The organism is Stenotrophomonas sp. YJH_SMC_82 (assembly GCF_059368875.1).
Map to the genome: position 1 here is coordinate 90113 of NZ_JCAFSE010000001.1, position 18548 is coordinate 108660.

The following is an 18548-nucleotide window of genomic DNA, read 5'->3' on the forward strand; positions in this document are numbered from 1 at the left end:
GATGTCCTTGCAGTCGGCGCCCGCCTGCTCAGCGGGCCGTCACCCGGGTGGCGACCGCCGGCAGGATATGGTGTTCGCTCAAGGGTGCCAAGGGCAGGCCATGCGGTGGTTGCAGCGGCACCCAGGCCAGTTCGGCAATTTCGGCGCACGCCTGCGGCGTACCGTCCACCTGCACCCACCAGGCCTGGGCCTGCACGCGGTGGCCGGGCTCGTTCACCGCCCAGTCCTCGAACGTGCCCAGTGCGATGGCGGCACCGGTGCACAGCTGCACGCCCAGTTCCTCGTGCAGTTCGCGGGCCAGCGCCTGCAGCGGTGCTTCGCCGGGTTCGGGCTTGCCACCGGGCTGGATGAAGCGGCGGGCACCGTGCTTGCGCACCAGCAGCGCCCGGCCGCGGTCATCCAGGATGACCGCGGCCACGATCCGGATCATGGCCGCGGCGTTGCTCACTTCAGGTTCTGCTCGAACAGCTTGAGGATGCGCTTGTACTGGTCCAGCCAGGAATCGGCACGCACGTAGCCGTGGCGTTCCAGCGGGTACGGTGCGATCGACCAGTTGTCCTTGTGCAGTTCGATCAGGCGCTGGGTCAGGTTCACGGAGTCCTGGAAGAACACGTTGTCATCCATCATGCCGTGGGCGATCAGCAGGTTGTCCTGCAGGTTCTGCGCGTACTCGATCGGCGAGGACACGCGGTACGCCTCCGGATCGATGTCCGGGGTGTTGAGGATGTTGCTGGTGTAGCCGTGGTTGTAGTTGTGCCAGTCGACCACCGGGCGCAGCGCGGCGCCGGCCTTGAACGTGCCCGGCGAACGGAACAGCGCCATGAAGGTCATGAAGCCGCCGTAGGAGCCGCCGTAGATGCCGGCGTGGTCACGGTCGCCCTGCTGGGTGTCGACCAGCCAGTCCAGGCCGTCCTTGTAGTCTTCCAGTTCCGGGTGGCCCATGTTGCGGTAGATGGCCGTGCGCCAGTCGCGGCCGTAGCCCTCGCTGCCGCGGTAATCCATGTCCAGCACGATGTAGCCCTTCTGCACCAGCAGGTTGTGGAACATCTGCTCGCGGAAGTAGGCCGGGTAGCGCTGGTGCACGTTCTGCAGGTAGCCGGCGCCGTGCACGAACATCACGATCGGGTACTTCTTCCCCGGTTCCTTGTTTTCCGGCTCGTAGTACTTGGCCCAGACCACGCCCGCACCGTGCCTGGACGGTACCGCGACCAGCTTCGGCTGGATCCACTGGCGTGCCTTGTAGTCGGCGGTGCGGGTATCGGTCAGCACGCGTGCCTGGCCGCCGGTGCTGGGCAGCACCGCCAGCTGCGGCGGCAGGTAGGCACCGGAGTAGCGCACCAGCAGCTGCTGGCCGTCCGGCGACAGCGAGAAATCCTCCACGCCATTGAGGCTGGTCAGCTCGCGCACCTGGCGGTTGCCGGTGTCGACCGCGCAGACTTCGTAGTCATGCGGCGCCTGCTGGTTGCACAGGAAATAGAAGCCCTTGCCATCGGCCGACGGCACCGGTGCCGAGGTTTCCCACTTGCCGCTGGTCAGCGCCTGCGGCTTGGCGGTGCCGGCCTGGGTGTACAGGTGCGAGAAGCCCGATTCCTCGGACAGCAGCCACAGCGTGCGGCCATCGGCCATCCAGCCGAAATCGTTGAAGCCCCAGTTGATCCAGGCGTTGTCGGTCAGGCGGTGGCGGTTCTGCACGCGGCCGTCGGCGGCGTTGACGCTGATGATCCAGCGGTCCTTGTTGTCGTTGGCACGCAGCATCACCGCGGCCTGCTGGCCGTCGGCGCTCCAGCGGATGCCGCCGCCCATGAAGTCGCTCATCACCTGCACGCTGCGCTCGCCCTTCAGCGCATCCTTGCCGGCCTTGCGGCGCAGCTCGGCCAGCGGGTCGGTGCTGATGCCCGGCAGGCTGGACAGCGAGACTTTCTCGGCCTTGCCGGTGCGCACGTCCACGTACCACAGGGTGTGTGGCTCGAAGCCGTTGCGGCCGACGCGGGTGCGGGTGTCCTCGGTTTCCTCGTAGCCCGACTCGGTCACGTACAGCGGCATCTTGCTGGTGCGGCCGTCGTCGAAGTCCTTCGGCTTGGTCACCACGATCAGGTGGGTCAGGTCCGGCGACAGCACGCTGTCACCGATCTCGACGTCGGCGCCCAGGTACACCGGGCCCGGTGCGCGGGTCGGGTCGGCCTGGCGCCAGCGCTGGTCCTGGTCCTTCAATGCTTCGCGCTGGTCGCGGTCGCGGCGCAGGGTTTCCAGCGTGCGCAGCTGCTGGTCGCGCAGCACGTCGGCCTTCGGCGGCGTACGCGGGTCCTTCTCGGCCTTCAGGCTGGCCACCTGCTGCACGCCGCTGGCGGCGGTCCAGTGGAACCAGTTCTGGCCGACGCGCCAGATCACGCCGTTGTCGGCAGCGAAGTTCACGTTGCCCGCGCGCTCGTTGCTGCGGGTCAGCTGGGTCAGTGCGCCGCTGCGCAGGTCGCGCACGAACACATCGCCATTGCGGACGAAGGCGCTGCGGCTGCGGCTGCGGTCATAGACCGGCTCGGCCACGTCCAGGGTGCCGCGCTGGTCATCGGCCACCTGCGCGGCCACGCCACCGGCCACCGGCTGGCGGAAGGTATCGCGTACCGGGCTGCCGTTGCGCTTGAGCTGGTACTCCACCTGCTGGCTGTTCCACGACCACCAGGCCTTCTCGACCGGCGGACCGATCCAGTCCGGGTCGGCCATGGCCTGTTCGATGGTGATCGGCGTCGGCGCGGCATGCGCAGCCGGTGCGGCCAGCACGGCCGACAGCAGGAGGGACAGGGGCAGCACTCGGGACATGGGCGGACGGCACCAGTAGAGGAAACCGGGCAAGCGTAGCAGCCGCACGGGCCCGGGGCAGGGGCCACAGGTCATGGCAGCGGAATCGGCAAAATGGCCCCCTCCAGGTCGCTGCGACGGCGTGTGCGGCATGATGGCCATTCCGTTCGGATGGAACCGATATGTACTGCTACGACTACAGGATCTCGCTGCGCGTGCAGCACCCAACAGAGGCCGGCGCCGGGATTGCCGCCCGGCTGGATCTGGAACCGGCGTTTTCCCGAGACGTCGGAACCGGATACCGGGATCGCGACGGCAGCCTGATCAGCGGGCATGCGGAGACCCGCGTGGTGTTCGTACTGGAGAGGGGCAAGGACGGCTGGCTGATGGATGCCTGGCCGGCGTTGGTCGATCTCCTGCGGGCACGCGCCGATGTGATCGGGGAACTGCTGCAGGAGGGGGCTTCGATCGGCGTGCGTGTCGGCATCTTTGGAAAGACCGCATGGGCGGGTTTTGTGCTGGATCAGCAGTTGCTGCGACTGTTGGCGGACCTGCAGCTGGGTTTCCAGGTGGAGACCTATTTCCCGGACCCGGCGGACACGCCCGGCGCCAGCGACGAGGTGGCAGGCAGCTAGTGCAACCGGTTGCCGTGGTCGCGCATCCATTCTCCTGAACCCGCATCATCCATCGAACAGGAGCCCGACCATGCAGGAACTGATCCCGATCACCCTCTTCATCTGCATCGCCTACGCGATCCATGCCATTGCCGATGCGCGCGCGCGCAGCAAGCTGGTGGCCCCGCACGTGCCGGAGGAAGTGATCCGCTCGCTGGCCGTGCTGGAAGAAGAGCGGCGCCGCCAGGGGGCGTTGCGCTGGGGCATCAGCCTGGTCTGCCTGGCCCTGGCCATGGCCCTGCTGGAGGCCATCGGTGCGCGTGACCTGACCTTCGGTGCCGCTGCCGCGCTGGTCGGCAGTGCCGGCCTGGGCCAGCTGCTGGCCTGGCACTTCACCCGTCCTGCCGCACGCAAGGGCTGAGCCGGCGCATGCCACGGGCACAGGGGGCGCCCCGCGCATGAGCCTGCTCGGCGAAGCGCTGTCGGCACTGCGGGGCCGTCGCCGCGAGGATACGGCGGCGACGGCGGCTCCCCCCAAAGCGCTGGACGCGGACCAGGCCCTGGTGCGGGCCATCATCGATGGCTCACAGTCGGCCTTCGCGCAGCTGGTGGAGACCCACCAGCGCACCTGCGCGCATGTGATCGGACGCATGGTGGGCGACCGCGACCAGGTGGCTGACCTGCTGCAGGAAACCTTCCTGGCCGTGTTCCGCCAGCTGCACCGGTTCCGCTTTGAATCTTCGTTGCGTACCTGGGTTTCGCGGGTGGCCTACACCACTGCACTACAGCACCTGCGCCGGCGGCGGCTGGAGGCGCAATGGATGGTGGCGGTGGAGGTGCCGGAGGAACTGGGGATCGGCGATGAAGGCCCCGGGCCCGCCGAGTTGAGCGAGGCGCTGCAGGCCGGGCGCCAGCTCGGCGCGGCACTGGAACGGCTGAGCGCGCCGCAGCGCCTGATCGTCGGCCTGCATTACCTGGAGGATTTCGATCTGGCCGAGATCGAGCAGGTGACCGGACTGGCACGCGGTACCATCAAGAGCCACCTGCACCGCGCGCGCCAGGTCCTGAAGCAGGAACTGACGCGGCATGCCACTGCCGGAGAGCTGCTGTGAACCCACCCACCGATCCTCGCGATGCGGAAGCGCGCGTGCTGGCACAGGCGTTGCGCGAGCAGGCGCAGCAGGAAGCAACGCCGGATGTGAGCGAGGCGCTGCAGAAGCGCATTGCCGCTGAGTCGCGCGACGGTGGCGTGGGCTATGTGGTGGTGCAGGTGGTGTTGTTTGGCGCGCTGCTGGCTGCAGCAGCCTGGTATTTCTGGCTCTGAGGCGCCCTCCGGGCGGTGGGCCGTTCCAGTCGCCGTTGGTAGATGCCGACCTGGGTCGGCGTTTGGGCGTGTGTGCCAACCAAGGCTGGCAGCTACCAGAACGGTTGACCCCTGCGACAAAGTGAAGCAGCGCGTCACCCGGTCGCATCCTACCTTAACGAAATCCTCCTAAAGTGGTCCGGTATCCCACCGGTCACAGGCAGGAGGCGTCCCTTGGACGCGTTGTTGTTGTCCCGGATCCAGTTCGGATTCGTCATCAGTTTCCACGTGCTGTTCCCGGCCTTCACCATCGGCACGGCCAGCTGGCTGGCCTTCATCGAATGGCGCTGGCTGCGCACGAAGTTGCCCGTGTGGCGCGAGCTGTATTTCTTCTGGCAGAAGATCTTCGCGGTGTCGTTCGGCATGGGCGTGGTCAGCGGCATCGTCATGGCGTTCCAGTTCGGCACCAACTGGCCGCGGCTGAGCGAGGTGGCCGGTACGGTCATCGGCCCGTTGCTGACCTACGAGGTGCTGACCGCGTTCTTCCTGGAAGCCAGCTTCCTCGGCGTGATGATGTTCGGCTGGGGCCGGGTCTCGCCGCGCCTGCATTTCCTGTCCACCTGCATGGTGGCGCTGGGCACGTTGTTCTCCACGTTCTGGATCCTGTCGTCCAACAGCTGGCTGCATACGCCTGCCGGCTACGAGATGGTCAACGGCATCGTGCATGCGGTGGACTGGTGGCAGGTGGTGTTCAACCCCTCGTTCCCGTACCGCCTGGCGCACATGGCGCTGGGCTCGTTCATCACCACCTGTTTCGTGATTGGTGGCGTCGGTGCGTGGTACCTGCGCAGGGGCACGCACGTGGAAGCGGGGCGGCGCATGCTGATCGCCGCCGTTGCATTCGCGGCATTGACCGTGCCGGTGCAGATCTTCGTCGGCGACATGCATGGCCTGAACACGCTCAAGCACCAGCCGATGAAGATCGCGGCGATGGAAGCGCACTGGCATGAAACCGAGGAAGGCGAGGGCGTGCCGCTGGTGGTGTTCGCGCTGCCGAACGAGAAGGAAGAGCGCAACGATTTCGAAGTGGCCATCCCGAAGCTGGGCAGCGTGATCCTCACCCACAGCCTGGACGGCACCTTCGACCCGCTGACCTCGGTACCGGCCAGCGAGCGGCCGCCGGTGACGCCGGTGTTCTTCGCCTTCCGCATCATGGTCGGGCTGGGCACGCTGATGCTGCTGTTGGCCTGGGTGTCAGCGTTCCAGCTGTGGCGCAGGAAGCTGCTGGATTCACCGTGGCTGCTGCGCGGATGGAACTGGATGCTGCCCAGCGGTTTCATCGCGCTGCTGTCGGGTTGGTTCGTTACCGAGATGGGTCGCCAGCCGTGGGTGGTGTATGGCGTACTGCGCACCGCTGATGCGGTGGGCCCGCAGAGTGCGTGGATGACCGCGCTGTCGCTGGGCGTCTACGTGGTTGGCTATGCCTTCGTGTTCGGCTGGGGTATCTGGTACCTGGTGAAGATCCTGCGCCACGGGCCGCAGCCGTATGCCGAGGGGCCGTCGCTGGACCATGGCAGCCATACGCCGGCACGCCCGCTGTCGGCGGCCGACGAACCCCTGGAGGACCGCTGACATGGACCTGATGACCTGGCTGCCGGTGGCGTGGTTCGCGGTGATCGGCTTCGGCGTGCTGATGTATGTGGTGCTGGACGGCTTCGTGCTCGGCATCGGCATCCTGGCCCCGTTCGCCGAGGACGAGGAACAGCTGGACCTGATGATGAACACCGCCGCGCCGATCTGGGACGGCAACGAGACCTGGCTGGTACTGGGCGGCGCCGGGCTGCTGGCGGCGTTCCCGAAGGCCTATGCGGTGCTGTTGTCGGCGCTGTACCTGCCGGTGCTGCTGCTGGTGGTGGCGCTGGTGTTCCGCGGCGTGGCGTTCGAGTTCCGCTTCAAGGCACATCGTTCGCGCCGCCTGTGGAGCGTGGGGTTCGGCCTGGGCTCGCTGCTGGCCACCTTTGCCCAGGGCGTGATCCTGGGCACGCTGGTGCAGGGCATCCCGCTGGTGGACGGTGCCTACCAGGGCGGCGCGTTCGCCTGGTTCAGCCCGTTTGCGATGCTGACCGGTGCCGCGCTGGTGGCCGGCTATGCGCTGCTGGGCAGCACCTGGCTGATCCTGAAGACGGAAGGGCGCGTGCAGGCGCTGGCGCGGCAGATGACCCGCCCGCTGGTGGTGGCGGTGATCGCGGCGATGGGCCTGGTGAGCAGCTGGCTGCCGTTCCTCGATTCGCGGTTGATGGACCGCTGGTTCAGCGACGGCAACTTCTGGTGGCTGTCGCCGGTCCCGCTGCTGACCCTGGCGGTGGCGGCCGCGCTGTGGCGCAGCGCGACCCATCCGCGCCGCGACCTGCCGCCGTTCCTGCTCAGCCTGGCCCTGTTCGTGCTCGGCTTCCTTGGCCTGGTGCTGGGCATGTGGCCCTACCTGCTGCCGCCGTCGATGACCCTGTGGCAGGCCGCCGCGCCGGCCTCCTCGCTGGGCTTCACCCTGGTCGGGCTGGTCATTCTGCTGCCGGTCATCCTCGGCTACACGGCGTGGTCGTACCGGGTGTTCCGCGGCAAGGTGCACGCCGACACCGGTTACCACTGATCGTTTGAATGCGGGGCCGGCCGGTGCCGGCCCCCGCGTTGGGGAATGTGAAACCTGCACACCCCGCGCAGGACGTGCTAGCGTGCGCTCCTTTCCGGCGGCCAGGGGGGCAGCCGGCGACGTCCTGGACGGACGCACGGCTGCAGGAATGGGGGGCCGCCGCGCGTCGCCGTAATGGCTCGTGCCTATCGTTCTCCCGTTGAAGCACCATCGCTAAATGATCGAATTCTCCATCGTCGACTGGGCCGCCTGGGCGCCCGGCCTGAGCGAGCGTAGCCAGTGGCTGGGCTGGGCCGATGCGCCGTATCCGCCGCAGGGCGAAGACACCCCGGCGTTGGCCGAGATCCCGGCGATGCAGCGCCGCCGCATCGAGCGGCTGGGCCGGATGGCGATCCAGGCTGCCTGCTGGTGCGAGGACGGGCAGGGCGCTGACAGCCAGGTGCCGCTGGTGTTCGCCAGCCGCCACGGCGACGTGGCCCGTTCGATGGACCTGCTGGGGGCGCTGGCCAGCGATCAGCCCCTGTCCCCCACCGGGTTCGGCCTGTCGGTGCACAACGCGATCGCGGCGCTGTACTCGATCGCCCGCGGCCACCGCGGCAACTACCTGGCGCTGGCCGCCGGCCAGGCCACGGTCGAGACCGCCTGCCTGGAGGCCGCCGGGCTGCTGGCCGATGGTGCCCGCGAAGTGCGGGTGGTGGTCTATGAGTCGCCGCTTCCTGAAATTTACGCGACGTTTGCCGACGAACCCGACCCGTTCTTTGCCTGGTGCTGGCGTTTGACCGCGCCGACAGCGGGCCAGCCGACGCTCTCGCTGCAATGGGAGGCGGCGCCGGAGGCCACCGCCACCGCCCCGGGCACGCTGCCGCACGCGCTGGACCTGCACCGCTTCCTGCTGTCTGGCGCGCCGGCGCTGGAGCACGTGGCCCAGGGCCAGCGCTGGCGCTGGGGACGCCGTGGCTGAGGCGCTGCGCCGCCTCGATCATGCCTGGCGGGTGTTCGGCACCGGCCTGAGCTTCGCCGCATTTGGCGTGGGCGGCCTGCTGCTGGGCGTGCTGGTGATGCCGGTGTTGCTGCTGATGCGCGACCCGGTGGTCCGCCGCCGCCGGGCCCGCCGCGTGGTCCAGGTCGCCTTTGCCAGCCACCTGCGCCTGATGCGTGCGCTGGGGGTGATGACCTACCAGATCGAGGGCGGGGAACGCCTGCAGCGCGACGGTTTGCTGGTTCTGGCCAATCACCCGACCCTGATCGACGTGGTCTGCCTGATTTCGCTGCTGCCCAACGCCGATTGCGTGGTGAAGCGGGCCGTGGCCTGCAACCCGTTCATGCGCGGCCCGGTGCGGGCGGCCGGCTACATCGCCAACGATGACGGGGCCGGCCTGGTCGACGACTGCGTAGCGGCGGTGCATGCCGGCGGTACCCTGGTGATCTTCCCGGAGGGCACCCGCAGCGTGCCGGGCCAACCGCCGCGGCTGCAGCGCGGGGCCGCCAACATCGCCGTCCGCGGCCGGCTGGACATCACCCCGGTACGGATCACCTGCACCCCGCCCACGTTGACCAAGGGACAGAAGTGGTATCGTGTCCCCTCACGTCGCTTTCACGTTCGGCTGCAGATCGGCGAAGATATCCCGATCGCGCCCTTCCTGGCCGATGACGACTCGCCAAGGGGGGATGCCTTGGCAGCACGCCGCGTCACCGAGCACCTTTCTCGTTATTTCGACCTGTCTGGAGATCCGCCCCGTGCAAGCACTTGAGCACGAGATCAAGGAATTGATCATTTCCTCCCTTTCGCTGGAGGACATCACGCCGGAGGACATCGATCCGACCGCGCCGCTGTTCGTCGAGGGCCTCGGCCTGGATTCGATCGACGCGCTGGAACTGGGCCTGGCGCTGCAGAAGAAGTACGGTGTCAGCCTCTCGGCCGATTCAGAAGAAACCCGTCGCCATTTCTCCAGCGTGCGCGCGCTCGGCGAGTTCGTCGCCGCCCGCCAGTCGTAACGGCGCCAGGAATTGCCATGACCAAGAATGAACTGTTCGAACGCATCGTCAGCATCCTGACCGACAGCTTCGAGATCGAAACCGCCCGGATCACCCCCGAGGCCCGCCTGTACGACGACCTGGACATCGACAGCATCGATGCGGTCGACCTGATCGTGCAGCTCAAGCCGCTGCTCGGCCGCAATCTGCAGCCGGAAGCGTTCAAGGCCGTGCGCACCGTGCAGGACATCGTCGATGTCGTGCATGGACTGCTGCCGGACCAGGCAGCCGCCTGACCGCAGCGCCGGCGGCTTCGCCATGGCTCGCGCACGTACCGTCGTGGTGGCAGCGATTTCGCTTGCCTACCCGCTGCTGGTGTACCTGGCGATGGGCCGTTTCGAGCCGCGCTGGTTGTCGCTGCTGCTGTTCACCCTGGCCCTGCTGCGTGCACTGAGCACGCGACAGCCGCTGTGGTGGGCCGCCGCCGCTGGCACCGGCCTGCTGGCGGTGCTGGCCACCGTGCTCAACCAGGCCCTGCCGCTGAAGCTGTACCCGGCGCTGGTCAACGTGGTGATGCTGGCGGTGTTCGGCACCAGCCTGCGCTTCGGGCCACCGCTGGTGGAGCGCCTGGCGCGGCTGCAGGAGCCGGACCTGCCGCCGTTCGCGGTGGCCTATACCCGCCGCGTCACCCAGGTGTGGTGCGGCTTCTTCGTTCTCAACGGCAGCCTGGCCCTGCTGACCGCGCTGTACGCGTCGGACCGGGTCTGGATGCTCTACAACGGATTGTTGGCGTACGTGATGATGGGCGTGTTGTTCGCAGGGGAGTGGCTGGTGCGGCGGCAGGTGAAGGCGGCGCACGCGCATGGCTGAGTGGATTGCCCTGGACCGGCTGCTGCTGGAGGCACGGCCGCAGCGCAGCGTCGGCCTGTGCGACGGCGAGGTGATCGACCATGCCGGCTTCCGCCAGCGCGTACTGGCCTGGCGCGCCGCCTTTGCGGCCGCCGAAGGCCGCGACTGGGCCCTGTACTTCGATGATGCCGTGGCCTTTGCCGCCGCGCTGTTCGGTGCCTGGCATGCCGGCAAGCGGGTGTTCCTGGCCGCCGACAACCTGCCAGCCACGCTGCAGGCGCTGCAGCCGCAGGTGAGCGGCTTCGCAGGCGACGTGTCCGCCGACTACCGCTCGCTGGTGGCGCTGGACGCCGCGCTGGACGATGAGCTGCAGGCGCTGGACGAGCGCGCCTGCGAGCTGTGCGTGTTCACCTCCGGCAGCACCGGCCAGCCCAGTGCGATCGGCAAGCGCCTGGACCAGCTGGCGCGCGAGGTGGAGGCGCTGCAGGCCGCGTTCGGTGCGCAGATGGAGGGTGTGCAGGTCCATGGCACGGTGTCCCACCAGCACATCTACGGGCTGCTGTTCCGCGTGCTGTGGCCGCTGGCCGCCGGCCGCCTGATTCATCCGCGCCGGTTCTTCCACGAAGACCTGGTGGGTGCGCTGGCCGGTACCGATACGGTGCTGGTGGCGACGCCGGCCCACCTCAAGCGCCTGCCCGGGCAGCTCGACTGGGCCAGCCTGCATGGCCGCCTGCGCGCGGTGTTCTCCTCCGGTGGTCCGCTGCCGGAAGACGCAGCGCGGCAGGTGCGGCAGTGGCTGGGCGTGGCCCCGACCGAGGTCTATGGCAGCAGCGAGACCGGCGGCATCGCCTGGCGCCGCTGGGACATCGACCTGCCGCCGTGGCAGCCGCTGCCGGGCGTGCAGTGGCGCATCGACGATGGCTGCCTGGCGGTGGCCTCGGCGCACCTGGACACTCCCGGTTGGTGGCGCACCCAGGACCGTGTCGAAGCCCTGGTCGACGGCCGCTTCCGCCTGCTGGGCCGGGCCGACCGCATCGTCAAGATCGAGGAACGCCGGGTGTCGCTGGATGCGCTGGAACGCGCGCTGCGCGAAGACGCCGAGGTGGATGACGCGCGCGTGCTGGTGCTGCCCGGGCAGCGCGAGCAGCTGGCCGCCGTGGTGGTGCCGGCCGATCCGGCGCTGCTGGAGGGCGGCGACGCTGCGCGGCGGGCGCTGGGCCAGCGCCTTGGCGCCCGCCTGGCGCATGCGCATGACGCAGTGACCCGGCCGCGTCGCTGGCGCCTGGTGCAGGCGCTGCCGATCAATGCGCAGGGCAAGGTGACCCAGGCCGCGCTGGCGGCGCTGTTCCAGCCGTTGATGCCGGTGCCGGCGTGGGATCACCGCGATGCCGCCAGCGCCACCCTGCGCATGACCCTGGACCCGGCGCTGCGGCCGTTCCAAGGCCACTTCCCGCAGGCGGCAATCCTGCCCGGCGTGGCGCAGCTGGACTGGGCGGTGCGCTTCGCCCGCCAGGCGTTTGTGATGCGGGGCGCGTTCGTGCGCATGGATGCGGTGAAATTCCAGCACGTGGCCCGCCCCGGTGACGAGTTGACCCTGCAGCTGGACTGGGATGCCGCACGCAACGTGCTGGCCTTCCGCTACACCTCCAGCCACGGTGTGCATGCCAGCGGCAGGGTGGTTTTCGCTGATGCGGACTGATCCGGCCGTTGCCGGTGCCGCATTCGCGCCACTGGTGGTGATCCCCGTCTACGACCACGAGCACGCCATCGCGGCGGTGGTGGATGGCGTGCAGGCTGCGGGACTGCCCTGCCTGCTGGTCGACGATGGTTCGCACGATGGGTGCGCGGCGGTGCTGCGCGCTCTGGCACAGCGCCAGGGCGTCGACCTGCTGCGCCTGGACGTCAACCAGGGCAAGGGCGGGGCGATGCTGGCCGGCTTTGCCGAGGCCGGCGCGCGTGGCTACAGCCACGTGCTGCAGATCGATGCCGACGGCCAGCACGATACCACTGACCTGCCACGCTTCATCGAAGCCGCGCGCGCCCATCCCGAGGCGGTGATCTGCGGCATTCCGGCTTACGACGCCAGTGTTCCCAAGGCGCGCCTGTATGGCCGCTACGCCACCCACATCTGGGTCTGGATCAACACGCTGTCGCTGCACCTGCGCGACACCATGTGTGGCTTCCGCGTGTATCCGCTGCCGCCGGTACTGCGCCTGATCGGTGAAGAGACCATCGGCCGGCGCATGGATTTCGATACCGAAGTGATGGTGCGGCTGTACTGGCGGCAGTTGCCGGTCGAGCACCTGGCCACGCGTGTGACCTATCCATCCGATGGCGTGTCGCACTTCGATGTGTGGCGCGACAACGTGCGCATCAGCCGCATGCATACCCGCCTGTTCTTCGGCATGCTCTGGCGTGCGCCGCGGCTGCTGTGGCGCCGCCTGCGGGGGCAGCGCTGAGATGGCGGCCGCGCAGGGTGCCCCGCACTGGGCCGACATCGGCGAATCGACGTCGGTGGCCGGCGTGCTGTTCCTGTGCTGGGTGCACCGCTGGTTCGGGCGCTGGCCGTTCCGCCTGTGCGTGTGGCCGGTGGTGGCCTGCCATTGGCTGGGCAACCGTATAGGGCGCCAGGCTTCGATGCAGTACCTGCAGCGGCTGCAGGCGCACAGCGGCGTGCTCGGCCGCGCGCCGACACGGCGTGACAGCCTGCGCCACTTCTTCGCCTTCGCCGATACGATGCTGGACAAGATCCTCGGCCTGGGCGGGCGCTACCCGGCCGAGCGCATCCACCTGCATCGTGACCTGGTGCTGCAGAAGATCGCGCGCCGCGAGGGCGGGCTGATCCTCACCGCGCACATCGGCTGCCTGGAGCTGTGCCAGGTGCTGGCCGAACAGGTGCCGGGGTTCCGCATCACCGTGCTGGTGCACACCGCGCATGCGCAGCGCTTCAACCGCCTGCTGCAGCGGCTGGACCCGCTGGCGGCGGTGGAACTGGTGCAGGTGACCGAAATGGGGCCGGCCACCGCGGTGATGCTGGCCGAGCGCGTGGCGGCGGGGGGCTTCGTTGCCATCGTCGGCGACCGCACGCCGGTACAGGGTGGCCGCAGCGTCACTGCCGATTTCCTGGGCCACCGCGCGCCGTTCCCGATCGGCGCCTATGTGCTCGCCGCGGCGCTGGGCTGCCCGGTCTACACCATGGCCTGCCTGCACGAGGGCGACGGCTATCGGGTGGCATTCGAACAGTTCGCCGAACGCATCGTGCTGCCGCGTGGCTCGCGCGACGCCGCGCTGGCCGAACAGGCACAGCGCTTCGCGCGCTGGCTGGAACTCCAGGTCATCCAGTCCCCGTTGGACTGGTTCAATTTCTTCCCCTTCTGGGATCAGGCTCCGCATGACGACTGACGCCGTACCCGTGTGCCGCTTTGGCGACGCACCGTTGACCATCGAAGACGTGGTTGCCCTGGCCCAGCGCCAGTGCGAGGCCGCACTGAGCGACGCGCCGGCGTTCCGCGCGCACATCCAGCGCGGTGCCGACTTCCTCGACCGCCTGCTGCGCGAGGACGGCGTGATCTACGGCGTGACCACCGGCTACGGCGACTCGTGCACGGTGAACATCCCGCCGGCGCTGGTGGCGGAACTGCCGCACCACCTGTACACCTACCACGGCTGCGGCCTGGGCCGTTACCTGGACCCGGTCGAGACCCGCGCGGTGCTGGCCGCGCGCCTGGCGTCGCTGGTGCGCGGCATGTCCGGCGTCAGTGTGCCGCTGCTGGAAGGCCTGGCCACGCTGCTGCAGCACGACGTGCTGCCGATGATCCCGGCCGAAGGCTCGGTCGGTGCCAGCGGCGACCTGACTCCGCTGTCGTACGTGGCGGCGGTGCTGTGCGGCGAGCGCGAGGTGCTGCATGACGGCCGCGTGCAGCCGGCGGCCGAAGTGCTGGCGAAGATCGGCATGACCCCGCTGAAGCTGCGGCCGAAGGAAGGCCTGGCGATCATGAACGGCACCGCGGTGATGACCGGCCTGGCCTGCCTGGCCTGGCAGCGCGCCGATTACCTGGCGCGCATGGCCACGCGGTTGACCGCGTTCAACGTGCTGGCCAGCGACGGCAACGCGCACCACTTCGACGAAACCCTGTTTGCCGCCAAGCCGCACCCGGGCCAGGGCCGCATCGCTGCGCGCCTGCGCAGCGACCTGCACAGCGAACGCCCGCCGCGCAACGAACAGCGCCTGCAGGACCGCTATTCGCTGCGCTGCGCGCCGCACGTCATCGGCGTGCTGGAAGACAGCCTGCCGTTCCTGCGCCAGCTGATCGAAACCGAACTGAACAGTGCCAACGACAACCCGCTGATCGACGCCGACGGCGAGCGCATCCTGCATGGCGGCCACTTCTACGGCGGCCACATCGCACTGGCGATGGACACCCTGAAGAACACCGTGGCCAACGTTGCCGACCTGCTCGACCGGCAGCTGGCGCTGGTGGTGGATGCCCGCTACAACCACGGCCTGCCGGCCAACCTGTCGGCGGCCACCGGCCCGCGCGCGGCCATCAACCATGGCCTGAAGGCGCTGCAGATCAGCGTGTCGGCCTGGACTGCCGAAGCGCTGAAGCAGACCATGCCGGCCAGCGTGTTCTCGCGTTCCACCGAGTGCCACAACCAGGACAAGGTCAGCATGGGCACCATCGCCGCGCGCGACTGCCTGCGCGTGATCGAGCTGACTGAACAGGTGGTGGCGGCAATGCTGATCGCCGCCCGCCAGGGCCTGGCGCTGCGCGAACGGGTTGGCCTGAACGCGCAGCTGCATGGCAGTCTGGCCGACATGTACGCCGACCTGGGGCAGCGCATCGCCCTGGTTGAAGAAGACCGCGCGCTGGATCGCGAACTGCGGGAACTGCTGGTGGAGATCCGCGCGCAACGTTGGGAGCTGTATGCCGGTGAATGAGGCCATCGAACGGGTTGGCGAAATTGCGTTGACCCCTGCCTTCCATGACTGCGATCCGATGAACGTGGTCTGGCATGGCAACTATTTCAAGTACTTCGAGATCGCGCGCTGCGCGCTGCTCGGGTGCTACGACTACGACTACCCGCAGATGCTCGAATCGGGCTACCTGTGGCCGGTGGTCGATGCGCGGGTGAAGTACGTGCGGCCGCTGCTGTTCAACCAGGCGCTGCGCGTGGTCGCGCGCATCGTGGAATGGGAGAACCGGCTGAAGATCGAGTATGAAATCCTCGATGCGCAGAGCGGCCAGGTGCTGACCCGCGCGATGACCATCCAGGTCGCGGTGGACGCGGCCAGCAAGGAAATGCTGTACCAGTGCCCGCCGGTACTGTGGGAACGCCTGGGAGTACCTGCGCCGTGAACCCCCTTGTCCGTCTTTCGAGCGTGCTGCTGTGCGCGCTGATCTTCGTTGCCGCACCGCAGGTGCAGGCGGCCGACCCCGCCATCGATGCGATCACCCAGGCGGTGGCGCGGCCGGATGTGCTGCGTGGCCAGTTCAGCCAGGAAAAGCAGGTCAGCGGCTTCAGGAACCCGCTGCGCTCGCAGGGCCAGTTCGTGGTCGCGCGCCAGCACGGCGTGATCTGGGCCACGCTCAAGCCGTTCCCTTCCGAAGTGGTGGTCACCGCCGACCGCATCCTGAGCCGCCAGCGCGATGGCAGCACCCGTGTCGAACTCGATGCACGGCAGCAGCCGGCGATGCGTTCGGTGAACGCGATCATGTTCGCGCTGATGAGTGGCGACGTGCAGGCGCTGTCCAGCCAGTTCAACGTGGCGGCCAGCCGTGAAGGGCAGGGCTGGCGGCTGCGGCTGACGCCGAAGTCGGCGATGCTGGCCAAGGCGTTCCAGTCGCTGACCCTGCAGGGTGACCGCTACGTGCGCCAGGTCGAGATCGTCGAGGCCAACAAGGACCGCACGCAGATCCAGTTCAGTGCATTGAGCGAGGCGCCGGCCACGCTCACCGCCGACGAGGCACGCCGCTTTGAGTGAGGCCGTCGCATCGAACGCACCGGAGCGGCTGCGGCGCTGGTGGCACTGGCTGGGCATCGCCTGGCTGTTGCTGCTGCTGGTACTGGGCGCGCAGCAGTGGCACCTGTGGAGCCAGCAATCGCGGATCGATACCGACATCCTCGCGCTGCTGCCGCAGGATGCGCATGACCGCCTGTTGAGCGACGTCACCCGGCGCATCGCCGACGGCAGCTCGCGGCAGGTGGTGGTGCTGCTGGGCAGCAAGGACGGCGCTGCCGCCAAGCGTGCGCAGGCGGCCTTTGCCGCGGCCATGGCCAAGGACACTGACCGAGCCCTGCTGGTGCCCAGTGGTTCGATCGAAGGCTGGTTCGATGAGGCGCGCGCGTTCTACGCGCCGTACCGCGACCGCCTGCTGACGCCGGCCCAGCGCGAGCAGCTGCAGGGCAGCGAACCGGGCGCGTTGGCCGAGCAGGCGTTGGCCGCGCTGTACGGCCCGATGGGCGCTCCGCGCCTGACCGACTGGCGGCAAGACCCGTTGTCGTTGTGGCCGCAATGGTGGCAGCAGCAGTCGCAGGGGTCGGGGTTGCGGCTGGGCGATGACGGCCTGCTCGAAGCCGAGGGCAGGCACTGGGCCGTGCTGCAGTTCGATACACCGGGTTCGGCGTTCCAGCTCGACGGTGAGCGTCATCTCGACGGCCTGCTGGAACGTGCCGGGCGGGCTGCCAGGGCGGCAGCGCCGGAGCTGGAAATCCTGCATGCCGGCGTGCCGCTGCACGCCGAGGCGGCCGCGGTGCAGGCCAACCAGGAGATCAACACGATCGGCTGGGGCTCGCTGGCCGCGGTGCTGCTGCTGGTGTGGCTGGCGTTCCGTTCGCTGCGGCCGATCCTGCTGGTCGCCGCGTCGTTGCTGATCGGTTGTGGCGTGGCGCTGGCGGTGACCGTGCTGGTGTTCGGCAAGGTGCACGTGCTCACCCTGGTGTTCGGTGCGTCGCTGGTGGGCGTGGCCGAGGATTACGGCATCCACTGGTTTGCCTCGCGCCAGGCCGAGCCGGCCGATCGCCGCTGGAAGCTGCTGCGGCACCTGTTGCCGGGCCTGTGGCTGGCCTTGCTGACCAGCGCGCTGGCCTACCTGGCCCTGGGCCTGGCCCCGTTCCCGGGCCTGCGCCAGATGGCGCTGTTCTCGGTGGTCGGCCTGGCCGCCGCGTTCCTCACGGTGATCTTCTGGTTCCCGTGGCTGGATGGCGGCGAGATCCGCCAGACCCGTTTCTCGCAGTGGCTGGGCAACACGCTGGAGCGCTTCCCGCGGTTGCATGGCCGCCGGCCGGTGACGGTGTTCGTGGTGATCACGCTGGCGCTGTCTGCCATCGGCATCGCCCGCCTGCACAGCAATGACGACCTGCGCAGCCTGCAGTCCTCACCGCCGGCACTGATGGCCCAGCAGATCCGCCTGAGCCAGCTGCTGGGCATGCCCAGCCCGGCGCAGTTCTATCTGGTGCAGGGCAGTGACGCTGCACAGCTGCTGCAGCGCGAAGAAGCACTGACCGAACGCCTGCGTGTACTGGCCAACGACAAGCGCATCGGCGGTTACCGCGCGATCAGTGACTGGCTGCCGTCGCCGGCACGCCAGCAGGCCGATGCGGCGCTGACCGCCAAGGTGGAACCGGGCGTGCTGCAGGCCGTGTCCGATGCGGTCGGAGAACCCTTGCCGCGCCCCGACTTCGCCACCACGCCGCTGACCGCGGAGGCGTTCCTGGCCTCGCCGGCCTCGCAGCCGTTCCGCCACCTGTGGGTGGGTGAGGTCGGTGGGCAGATGATCAGCGTGGTGATGGTCGATGACCTGTCGCGCGCCGATGCGCTGGCGACCCTGCGCGGGGCGGCCGAAGGCCTGCCCGGCGTGCGCTGGGTGGACCGCACCGCCGACTTCTCGCAGCTGCTGGGCCACTACCGCAAGCTGATGGGGGGGCTGCTGCTGGTCGGCATCGTGCTGGTGTTCGGCGCGCTGTGGCTGCGCTACCGCCGCCAGGCCTGGCGCGTGTTCGCGCCGACCCTGATTGCCGGTGCGTTGACCCTGGGCCTGCTGGGCCTGTTCGGCCAGCCACTGCAGCTGTTCAACGTGCTGGCACTGATGCTGCTGCTGGGCATGGGCATCGACTACGGCATCTTCCTGATCGAGCACCGCGGCGATGCCAGTGCCTGGCTGGCGGTGTGCGTGGGCGCGGCCAGCACCTGGCTGTCGTTCGGCCTGCTGGGACTGTCGCAGACCCCGGCGCTGCGCGCGTTCGGCCTGACCCTGCTGTTCGGCATCGGCCTGGTCTGGCTGATCTCGCCGCTGTTCCGGCCGCCGCCGCATGATCTGCCGCGGGCCTGAGCCAGCTTCCGACTTCCTTCTTTCCACTTGATCGA

General features: G+C 68.8%; 20 protein-coding genes. 18 read left to right on the forward strand and 2 right to left on the reverse strand.

The annotated features are described in order from the left end of the window. Positions 1 to 28: 28 nt before the first annotated feature. Positions 29 to 448: an NUDIX hydrolase gene (locus AC5P53_RS00360; RefSeq protein WP_032960632.1), complete on the reverse strand. Its 420-nt coding sequence runs from the start codon at positions 446 to 448 to the stop codon at positions 29 to 31. After that, positions 445 to 2814 (reverse strand): S9 family peptidase, encoded by a 2370-nt coding sequence (locus AC5P53_RS00365; RefSeq protein WP_241887619.1) that lies wholly within the window; start codon positions 2812 to 2814, stop codon positions 445 to 447. The genes AC5P53_RS00360 and AC5P53_RS00365 overlap by 4 nt, the downstream gene beginning before the upstream one ends. 161 nt (positions 2815 to 2975) lie before the next feature. Here AC5P53_RS00365 and AC5P53_RS00370 point away from each other — a divergent pair, with 161 nt between their 5' ends. The 18 genes from AC5P53_RS00370 to AC5P53_RS00455 all read left to right on the forward strand — a co-directional run bounded on the left by AC5P53_RS00370 (position 2976) and on the right by AC5P53_RS00455 (position 18513). Beyond that, entirely contained in the window at positions 2976 to 3428 is a 453-nt protein-coding gene (locus tag AC5P53_RS00370) for a hypothetical protein (protein ID WP_014648854.1), read from the forward strand. Positions 3429 to 3498: 70 nt separating this feature from the next. Then, positions 3499 to 3828, forward strand: coding sequence for a hypothetical protein (locus AC5P53_RS00375; protein WP_005414880.1), 330 nt, complete (start codon positions 3499 to 3501; stop codon positions 3826 to 3828). Between the two features lie 37 nt (positions 3829 to 3865). Beyond that, positions 3866 to 4519 (forward strand): RNA polymerase sigma factor, encoded by a 654-nt coding sequence (locus tag AC5P53_RS00380; RefSeq protein ID WP_126411514.1) that lies wholly within the window; start codon positions 3866 to 3868, stop codon positions 4517 to 4519. Beyond that, entirely contained in the window at positions 4516 to 4731 is a 216-nt protein-coding gene (locus tag AC5P53_RS00385; RefSeq protein ID WP_495227042.1) for a hypothetical protein, read from the forward strand. The genes AC5P53_RS00380 and AC5P53_RS00385 overlap by 4 nt, the downstream gene beginning before the upstream one ends. Positions 4732 to 4944: 213 nt before the next feature. Continuing rightward, positions 4945 to 6342, forward strand: coding sequence for a cytochrome ubiquinol oxidase subunit I (locus tag AC5P53_RS00390; protein WP_495227043.1), 1398 nt, complete (start codon positions 4945 to 4947; stop codon positions 6340 to 6342). Position 6343: 1 nt separating this feature from the next. Further along, a complete protein-coding gene (cydB, locus tag AC5P53_RS00395) occupies positions 6344 to 7357 on the forward strand; it encodes a cytochrome d ubiquinol oxidase subunit II (RefSeq protein ID WP_032960627.1) in 1014 nt (337 codons plus the stop codon). Between the two features lie 217 nt (positions 7358 to 7574). Then, on the forward strand, positions 7575 to 8318 hold the full coding sequence (locus AC5P53_RS00400; RefSeq protein ID WP_014648849.1) for a beta-ketoacyl synthase chain length factor: 744 nt from the start codon (positions 7575 to 7577) through the stop codon (positions 8316 to 8318). After that, positions 8311 to 9108, forward strand: a complete 798-nt coding sequence (locus AC5P53_RS00405; protein ID WP_014038937.1) for a lysophospholipid acyltransferase family protein — start codon at positions 8311 to 8313, stop codon at positions 9106 to 9108. Before AC5P53_RS00400 ends, AC5P53_RS00405 begins: the two co-directional genes overlap by 8 nt. Beyond that, complete coding sequence (locus AC5P53_RS00410) at positions 9095 to 9352, forward strand: phosphopantetheine-binding protein (RefSeq protein ID WP_005411610.1); 258 nt, start codon at positions 9095 to 9097, stop codon at positions 9350 to 9352. The genes AC5P53_RS00405 and AC5P53_RS00410 overlap by 14 nt, the downstream gene beginning before the upstream one ends. Before the next feature lie 17 nt (positions 9353 to 9369). Then, complete coding sequence (locus AC5P53_RS00415) at positions 9370 to 9627, forward strand: acyl carrier protein (protein WP_005411609.1); 258 nt, start codon at positions 9370 to 9372, stop codon at positions 9625 to 9627. 22 nt (positions 9628 to 9649) lie between these two features. Beyond that, the gene (locus AC5P53_RS00420) at positions 9650 to 10201 is read left to right on the forward strand and encodes a COG4648 family protein (RefSeq protein WP_046433259.1); all 552 of its coding nucleotides are present in this window, start codon (positions 9650 to 9652) and stop codon (positions 10199 to 10201) included. Then, entirely contained in the window at positions 10194 to 11879 is a 1686-nt protein-coding gene (locus tag AC5P53_RS00425) for an ApeI family dehydratase (protein ID WP_134809428.1), read from the forward strand. Before AC5P53_RS00420 ends, AC5P53_RS00425 begins: the two co-directional genes overlap by 8 nt. Further along, the gene (locus AC5P53_RS00430) at positions 11869 to 12639 is read left to right on the forward strand and encodes a glycosyltransferase family 2 protein (RefSeq protein WP_014648846.1); all 771 of its coding nucleotides are present in this window, start codon (positions 11869 to 11871) and stop codon (positions 12637 to 12639) included. Before AC5P53_RS00425 ends, AC5P53_RS00430 begins: the two co-directional genes overlap by 11 nt. 1 nt (position 12640) lies before the next feature. Continuing rightward, positions 12641 to 13582 carry a lysophospholipid acyltransferase family protein gene (locus tag AC5P53_RS00435; RefSeq protein ID WP_014648845.1) on the forward strand — a complete coding sequence of 314 codons (942 nt, stop codon included), beginning with the start codon at positions 12641 to 12643 and terminating at the stop codon, positions 13580 to 13582. After that, on the forward strand, positions 13572 to 15122 hold the full coding sequence (locus AC5P53_RS00440) for an HAL/PAL/TAL family ammonia-lyase (protein WP_032960620.1): 1551 nt from the start codon (positions 13572 to 13574) through the stop codon (positions 15120 to 15122). Before AC5P53_RS00435 ends, AC5P53_RS00440 begins: the two co-directional genes overlap by 11 nt. Continuing rightward, on the forward strand, positions 15109 to 15540 hold the full coding sequence (locus AC5P53_RS00445; protein ID WP_495227045.1) for an acyl-CoA thioesterase: 432 nt from the start codon (positions 15109 to 15111) through the stop codon (positions 15538 to 15540). The genes AC5P53_RS00440 and AC5P53_RS00445 overlap by 14 nt, the downstream gene beginning before the upstream one ends. Then, entirely contained in the window at positions 15537 to 16166 is a 630-nt protein-coding gene (locus AC5P53_RS00450; RefSeq protein ID WP_041863962.1) for a LolA family protein, read from the forward strand. The genes AC5P53_RS00445 and AC5P53_RS00450 overlap by 4 nt, the downstream gene beginning before the upstream one ends. Beyond that, positions 16159 to 18513 (forward strand): MMPL family transporter, encoded by a 2355-nt coding sequence (locus AC5P53_RS00455; protein ID WP_227864177.1) that lies wholly within the window; start codon positions 16159 to 16161, stop codon positions 18511 to 18513. The genes AC5P53_RS00450 and AC5P53_RS00455 overlap by 8 nt, the downstream gene beginning before the upstream one ends. Positions 18514 to 18548: the final 35 nt, after the last annotated feature.